The sequence below is a fragment of the Desulfitobacterium sp. genome (genome assembly GCF_982384815.1).
The window spans coordinates 1-6,546 of record NZ_CEVWNY010000143.1 but is presented as its reverse complement, the minus strand read 5'-3'; the positions used below and the strand labels follow the sequence as shown (position 1 = coordinate 6,546).

Below are 6,546 nucleotides of genomic sequence, written 5' to 3'. Positions count from 1 at the left end.
TTGCCGGATAACTTGTCTTTTTGCTAACATTTACTTATTATAGAATATAGTATATAATTATACTTGTGCACAAGGACTTCTTTTACTTTTTTACCGACTAAAATTTAATATGCCCATTTGTTAGCGGCTATCAGGCGATAGTCGCTCTATATTTAGCAGAAAGTAAATTTTTACGGCGGATGTATAACGTTATTATATGAAAAGGAAGGTTCAGGAGAAATGAGTAGGAAGATCAGTATTACAGCAGTTGATCAGGAACGATTACTCAAACTCATTAACAAGGAAAGGGAGTTTGGCAGTTCCAAAAACCAAGAATATCTTAAAGATCTCGAGAGGGAATTAAACCGAGCGGATGTAATGCCCTCGAACCAAATCCCTCGTGATGCAATAACCATGAATACAAAAGTATCTCTTAAAGATTTGGAAACAGGTGAGGAAACTATCTATACTTTGGTTTACCCTGAGGATGCAGATCTTTTAGAGGATAAGATTTCGATACTTGCGCCGGTGGGAACGGCAATCCTTGGCTACCGGGAAGGGGATATCATTGACTGGAAAGTTCCTGATGGTGTTATTCAATTTCGGGTGGAAAAGATTCTTTATCAGCCGGAGGCTGCCGGTGACTATGAACTCTAGCTCCCTAGGGGTTAAGGATTAAAAATTGGGTAAGCTAATGATAATTTGTCATCGCAAATAGTTTAAAAAAGAAAATCTGGATGAATTCTGTGCAGGGAAAGGTTGATCGTAGTGGAAACAGAAAATAAATCCTCTAATTTTTTGCGCAATATAATTATTGAGGATTTGCGAGAGGGTAAAGTAGATCAAGTATATACACGATTTCCTCCAGAACCCAATGGTTATTTGCATATTGGACACGCCAAATCGATCTGTTTAAATTTTGGTTTAGCCGCGGAGTTTAAGGGGAAAACGAATTTACGATTTGATGATACCAACCCGGTTAAGGAAGATACGGAGTATGTGGAGTCCATTAAGGAAGATGTAAAATGGCTTGGGTTTGAGTGGGACAACCTCTTTTTTGCTTCCGATTATTTTGAAGAGATGCATAAGCGGGCAGTCCTTTTGATCAAAAAAGGCAAAGCCTATGTCTGTGACCTCTCTGCCGAAGAGATGCGCCAAACTCGCGGGACTTTGACACAGCCGGGTACGGAAAGTCCTTATCGCAAGCGCAGCGTGGAAGAAAATCTTGACCTTTTTGAAAGAATGCGTTTAGGGGAATTTAAGGATGGGGAAAAGGTCTTGCGGGCCAAAATCGATATGTCCTCGCCGAATATCAATATGCGGGATCCGGTCATTTACCGAATTGCCCATGCCAGCCATCATAATACCGGGGATAAGTGGTGTATTTATCCCATGTATGATTATGCCCATCCTTTAGAGGACGCTATCGAAGGAATAACCCATTCTATTTGTACTTTAGAATTTGAGGATCATCGCCCTTTATATGACTGGGTAGTTCAGGAATGTGAGATGGAGCATGTTCCTCATCAATATGAATTTGCCCGTTTGAATATGACCAATACGGTTATGAGTAAGCGGAAATTAAAGATGTTGGTGGATGAGAAGGTGGTAGACGGTTGGGATGACCCCAGAATGCCCACCATATCCGGTTTGCGCCGACGGGGCTATACACCGGAAGCTATCCGCAATTTTGCTCAAGCCATCGGGGTTGCCAGAGCGGATAGTGTAGTTGATTCCAAGATGCTGGAGCACTTTATTCGAGAGGACCTTAAACTAAAGGTGCCCCGGCCCATGGCCGTGATTCGCCCCCTGAAAGTGATCATTACCAATTACCCGGAAGGCCAAGTGGAAATGCTGGATGCAGACAATAATAAGGAAAATCCGGAGATGGGTAAACGTCAGATTCCTTTTTCCAGGGAAATCTACATTGAGCAAGATGATTTTATGGAAAACCCGCCGCCCAAATACCATCGTCTTTATCCGGGTAATGAAGTGCGGTTGATTGATGCCTACTTCATCAAGTGTGAAGAGGTAATCAAGGATGAGGCCGGGAATATTTTAGAGATTCATTGTACCTATGACCCCGAGACCAAAAGTGGCACCGGCTTTACCGGTCGTAAGGTTAAGGGAACCATTCACTGGGTAGAAGCCACTCAAGCATTGCCCGCCGAGTTCCGCCTTTATGATGCCCTGATCCTGGATGATGTGGAAGAGGAGGAAGGAAAGACCTTCCTTGACAATATCAATCCTAACTCCTTAGAAATCGTTCAAGGGTTTGTGGAGCCCCATATGAAAGAGGCTAACCCCCAGGACAAATTCCAATTCCCCCGCCATGGTTACTTCAATGTAGATCCCAAATATACTACAGCGGAAAAATTGGTTTTCAATCTTGTTGTTTCCTTAAAGAGTTCTTATGTGGTGAAGTAAGTCTCTCTACACAATTTAGCATTAACTTTAGGTCATGGAAAAACTAATATATAAAAAAGTCACGACTAGTCCGTGACTTTTTTGCATTAATCTTTATCGACAAACCTTACTTTTCCTTATAAAGAATCATGACGTAATGCTCTAAAAAAGCTTTCCATTGAATATCGACGATTTCGATCTTACCTTCATGTTCTTGCAAGAAGGCGTTCATCTTTTTTTCCAGGCCATCTTGGCGATAGGCCTGAATTATTTTTACTCTCACGTTTTTTCCTCCCTAACCAAAAACTGTTTATCTAGTTTAAATTATTATTTACGTTTACCAGAAAATCCTGGACATTGGTGACAATGGTGGTCACTTCCAGGGAGCCCCGGTCTCTTAATTTATTTAAGGTGAACTCGGCAACATCTACGGCATAGATGTAGACGGGGCGAATTATTCCGTTTTGCTCTGTATAAGCAGGGGTCATATTCCCTGAGGCAATGCTATGTAACTGGGTGGCTAGGCAGATCAAAGTAGTTGCTTTTCTGGTCTGCTTGCGCATCTCATCTTGTGCCTCGTAGACATTGGCCCATACAGAAGGAAGCGGCCCGTCATCCCGAATAGAGCCGGCAAGAATTAAGGGGATTTTCATTTTTAAGGCTGAATAAACCACACCTTCAGTTATGTTATGGCTTTCGATAAGTTTCTCTAAGGAACCGGCTTTTCGGGCCATATTGATCAAATCCAAGTGGTTATAGTGACCGTTGGGTTGAGATTCTTGGGTATAGATATTCTGACCAAAGGCGGTACCGAGAATGCCCGCTTCCAGATCGTGAGTGGCCATAGCATTGCCCGCCAGGATCGCCTGAACATAGCCTTTCTCGATTAAAGAGGCAAGAGCTTCCCGCGAATCATAATCAAAGACCACAGCCGGTCCTAATACCCAAACTATATGGCCCCCATGTTCTTTCTCATAGCGCAACACATCGTAAAGATTATTGTAATCCTTGGAATAAGCGGTTTCCCGGGAGCGGCCGGACCGGAAGGCAAAGACATCAGTATTACCATCCGTAGAGGCAAACCCACCGGCATAAACATAAATACCTTCGCCGGCGTCTTCCGTTCGCCCTACCACGACACGATCGCCTTTTTTTAGATTACGAAACTCAATGATTTGGATAGAGCCGTCTGGGGCAAGAATTGGAACACCATCCATACGGCTTTGGGAGGCAAGGGTCCATTGACCATCGATTTTAAAATATTCAGGATAAATGGACATGCCATGGAAATTATCCGGAGCAACGCCATCCTGCTGAACTTCGACTAAGGTGGCGTTCGGGGCACTTAGAAAAGGTTCACGATTTAAATCCGGCGGAGTATAATGAGTAAGTTGGAAGCTCATAAAATCTCTCCTTTGATCACAATAAACTGTTAAGATTATTATTTACCAGTAGCCCGGCTTCATACGACCAAATCAGGAGAGAACATCCGGTTTATTATGGGTTTGTTGATTCTGTTTTTAAGCAGGATTAGCGATAGGGCCGGTTTTACCTTGGGTAACTTTAATCAGGTCTTGGGCAAGAGCAAAGATCTGCAGTCCCCTAGTTCCTGCACTAATAGCAATCTTTTCGTAATTTAGGATATCTTCGTGAAAATAGACCGGGTACTTTTTTTTGGTTCCCAAAGGCGAAACGCCCCCTCGGATATAACCGGTCAAGGGCTGCACTTCCTTTAGAGACACCACTTCTACCTTTTTATTGCTGCTGACTTGGGCCAAGGCCTTAAGGTTCAGTTCATAATGGGCAGGAATACAGGCTATGAGAATACCGGTTTTATCGCCCCGGGAAACTAAGGTTTTATAGATTATTTCCGGAGGCATCCCCACTTTTTTAGCCACGGTAGTAGCAGAGAGGTCAGATTCATCTACTTCATAAGGAATCAGTTCATAGGGAATGCCGGCTTGGTCAAGAATCCGGGCAGCATTGGTTTTATGGGCCATAAGAATTCACCTTTCTTTGCCGTGGTTTCATATGCCTTAATATAGAGTATATCTTCTTCAATCACTATAGGAAAAGCAAGGGATTATTGTCAAGCTTACCCGGCAACCTATGCCAAAAAACAATACAAAGAATACATATTGAGAAGGTGTGAATTTGGAGTTGTTATCCGGGCAATTATGGATCTTCATGAGTGGGATTGTTTTTTGTGCTACCTTTATACAAGTACTAACAGGCTTTGGCTTTGGTCTTTTGGCCGTTCCGCTGCTTCTATTTGTGCTACCCAGTCAACAGGCCCTTTTGGCAGGTATGGTTTTATCGATGATGGTCTCTTCTTTACAAGGGTTTAAAATGCGCAAGTTAGCCCGTTGGGATTTGCTCCTGCGACTTCTGGGTTTGTCCATTCCCGGGTTAATTATCGGGATAGCCCTGAGTGGGTACATGAATAAATTGTATATTAAAGGGGTGGTGGGGATCATCCTCATAGCCTATGTTTCGTGGCAGTGGCTCCAATTAAGAGGCGCTAATTCTTCCGGCGCTGGTGAAAAAAATGATTTAGTCAAAGAGCAAGATTTGAGGACCGGGTCGAAGGTGTTCATTCTGACGGCTTTTTCTTCCGGCCTTCTTAATGGTTTAGCGGCGATTCCTGGGCCTCCTATTGTAGCTCTTCTGATCAAGTACTTAGATAAAGACACCTTTCAAGCAACAACAGTTAATTTCTTTTTTCTTCAATACACTATAACTACGGCTATAAAAGTCGTTTTTTATCAAGACGCTTTTAGGATGTCTTTTGGAGTATTGCTTATTAGCATGATTTTTGCCATTGTACTCGGTTATTTGGTCGGGCAGCCAATCAGAAAGAGGATTAATGAGGCCCAATTTAAAAAATTAGTTTATGGTCTGCTTTTTATTATTGGTTTAACATCCCTTGGGGAACCAATTATTTCCTTGTTTAAGTAAAAGGACATTCTTTTTTGCAGTTTCGGGTATTCTAAAGAAAAGTTGGCTAGCTAAACAAGAATTCGGATTCATAGGGACGGGATTTGAAATCTAGTTTAAAGGAGGAATATCAAGATGGATGATCAAAAGAACAGTGCCAAGGAACTTAAGCGTCAAATATGGGAACCGGCAGGGGTTGTAAGTATGTCGGATGCCAAAGTTACGCAGGGAATCGATTATGGTGTGAAGCCAAAAGATACGGAAAAAGGTGGCCGGCTCACCTTAGAGGTTGAAGATGTTTTCCATAATCGAGGCATTATGGAAAACCTCGAAGGTAAAAATAATTATAAGTAGATATTGACAGACCCAGGGTCTTGTACCATAATAGAATAATATTTTATAGATTGAGTAGAGGCGCAGTGCATTATTAGTAGTTATCCCGAGCCGGTCAAGTGAGGACGGATAATGAAAGGAATCATTGCCGAAGCTAAGGTCAAGGACAAAAGGCCTTTTGCTGGTCTTGCATTAAAAAAGTGTAAGACTGTCACCGTTTTCTCGGTGGAGTGCTATCTCGTGATGTTAGAGGCCGGAAGCATCTTCCGCCGCCTTTGATAACGGTTACGAGCAGGCTCGTAGCCGTTTTTAGCTTATTTAGAAAATATTAGTCCGTAGTTAAGCGGGATTTTCTTTACAATACAGACTTTATAGAGGATAGAATAGGAGAGGATTGGCAATGGCAATGAAAAAGCTACCATTTAATCGGGAGCAACTAAATAGGATTATTGAAGAAAACAGCACACCTTTTCATATATATGATGAGCAGGCTATCCGACTGAATGTCCAAAGACTTCAGGCGGCATTTGCTTGGGCGCCGGAATTTAAAGAGTATTTTGCTGTAAAAGCCCTGCCCAATCCCCATATCTTAAAAATCCTTCGGGAAGAAGGTTGCGGAGCGGATTGTAGTTCCATGGCAGAGCTGATTTTAGCGGAGAAGGCAAGGATTACCGAGGAGAACATCATGTTTACTTCTAATAATACCCCTATCGATGAATTTCAAAAGGCCAGAGAACTATGGGCTATTATTAATCTAGATGATATTACCCATATTGATTACCTGGAAAAGCATGCAGGTATTCCAGAGGTTATTTCCTTCCGTTATAATCCCGGCCCCCTCCGGTCCGGTGGCAATTCGATAATCGGTAACCCCGAGGATTCTAAATATGG

Annotated in this window: 8 protein-coding genes and 1 riboswitch; of the genes, 5 read left to right on the top strand and 3 right to left on the bottom strand. The window is 42.6% G+C overall.

Translation table 11 applies throughout. The features are described 5' to 3' along the window. Positions 1 to 219: 219 nt before the first annotated feature. Both rnk and AC1U9U_RS14860 read left to right on the top strand, forming a co-directional pair. Positions 220 to 636, top strand: a complete 417-nt coding sequence (gene rnk / locus AC1U9U_RS14865; protein WP_479961334.1) for a nucleoside diphosphate kinase regulator — start codon at positions 220 to 222, stop codon at positions 634 to 636. Between the two features lie 111 nt (positions 637 to 747). Further along, positions 748 to 2,406: a glutamine--tRNA ligase/YqeY domain fusion protein gene (locus AC1U9U_RS14860; protein WP_479961333.1), complete on the top strand. Its 1,659-nt coding sequence runs from the start codon at positions 748 to 750 to the stop codon at positions 2,404 to 2,406. 106 nt (positions 2,407 to 2,512) lie between these two features. Here AC1U9U_RS14860 and AC1U9U_RS14855 read toward each other — a convergent pair whose 3' ends face one another. The 3 genes from AC1U9U_RS14855 to ybaK form a co-directional block, all read right to left on the bottom strand. Beyond that, positions 2,513 to 2,668, bottom strand: coding sequence for a hypothetical protein (locus AC1U9U_RS14855; RefSeq protein WP_479961332.1), 156 nt, complete (start codon positions 2,666 to 2,668; stop codon positions 2,513 to 2,515). 31 nt (positions 2,669 to 2,699) lie between these two features. Next, on the bottom strand, positions 2,700 to 3,788 hold the full coding sequence (locus AC1U9U_RS14850; protein ID WP_479961331.1) for a putative NPN-dependent ornithine cyclodeaminase: 1,089 nt from the start codon (positions 3,786 to 3,788) through the stop codon (positions 2,700 to 2,702). Between the two features lie 117 nt (positions 3,789 to 3,905). Further along, positions 3,906 to 4,385 (bottom strand): Cys-tRNA(Pro) deacylase, encoded by a 480-nt coding sequence (ybaK, locus tag AC1U9U_RS14845; protein ID WP_479961330.1) that lies wholly within the window; start codon positions 4,383 to 4,385, stop codon positions 3,906 to 3,908. Positions 4,386 to 4,539: 154 nt separating this feature from the next. Here ybaK and AC1U9U_RS14840 point away from each other — a divergent pair, with 154 nt between their 5' ends. The 3 genes from AC1U9U_RS14840 to AC1U9U_RS14830 all read left to right on the top strand — a co-directional run. Further along, on the top strand, positions 4,540 to 5,343 hold the full coding sequence (locus AC1U9U_RS14840) for a sulfite exporter TauE/SafE family protein (protein WP_479961329.1): 804 nt from the start codon (positions 4,540 to 4,542) through the stop codon (positions 5,341 to 5,343). Positions 5,344 to 5,457: 114 nt separating this feature from the next. Next, a complete protein-coding gene (locus AC1U9U_RS14835; RefSeq protein WP_479961328.1) occupies positions 5,458 to 5,676 on the top strand; it encodes a hypothetical protein in 219 nt (72 codons plus the stop codon). Between the two features lie 47 nt (positions 5,677 to 5,723). After that, positions 5,724 to 5,899, top strand: a riboswitch (Lysine riboswitch). 156 nt (positions 5,900 to 6,055) lie between these two features. Next, a partial coding sequence (locus AC1U9U_RS14830; protein ID WP_479961327.1) for a diaminopimelate decarboxylase family protein occupies positions 6,056 to 6,546 on the top strand: 491 nt, incomplete at its 3' end.

Coding starts and splice junctions, on each gene's coding strand:
- rnk (WP_479961334.1), top strand. CDS start 220: ATGAGTAGGAAGATCAGTATTACAGCAGTTGATCAGGAACGATTACTC.
- AC1U9U_RS14835 (WP_479961328.1), top strand. CDS start 5,458: ATGGATGATCAAAAGAACAGTGCCAAGGAACTTAAGCGTCAAATATGG.
- AC1U9U_RS14850 (WP_479961331.1), bottom strand. CDS start 3,788: ATGAGCTTCCAACTTACTCATTATACTCCGCCGGATTTAAATCGTGAA.
- ybaK (WP_479961330.1), bottom strand. CDS start 4,385: ATGGCCCATAAAACCAATGCTGCCCGGATTCTTGACCAAGCCGGCATT.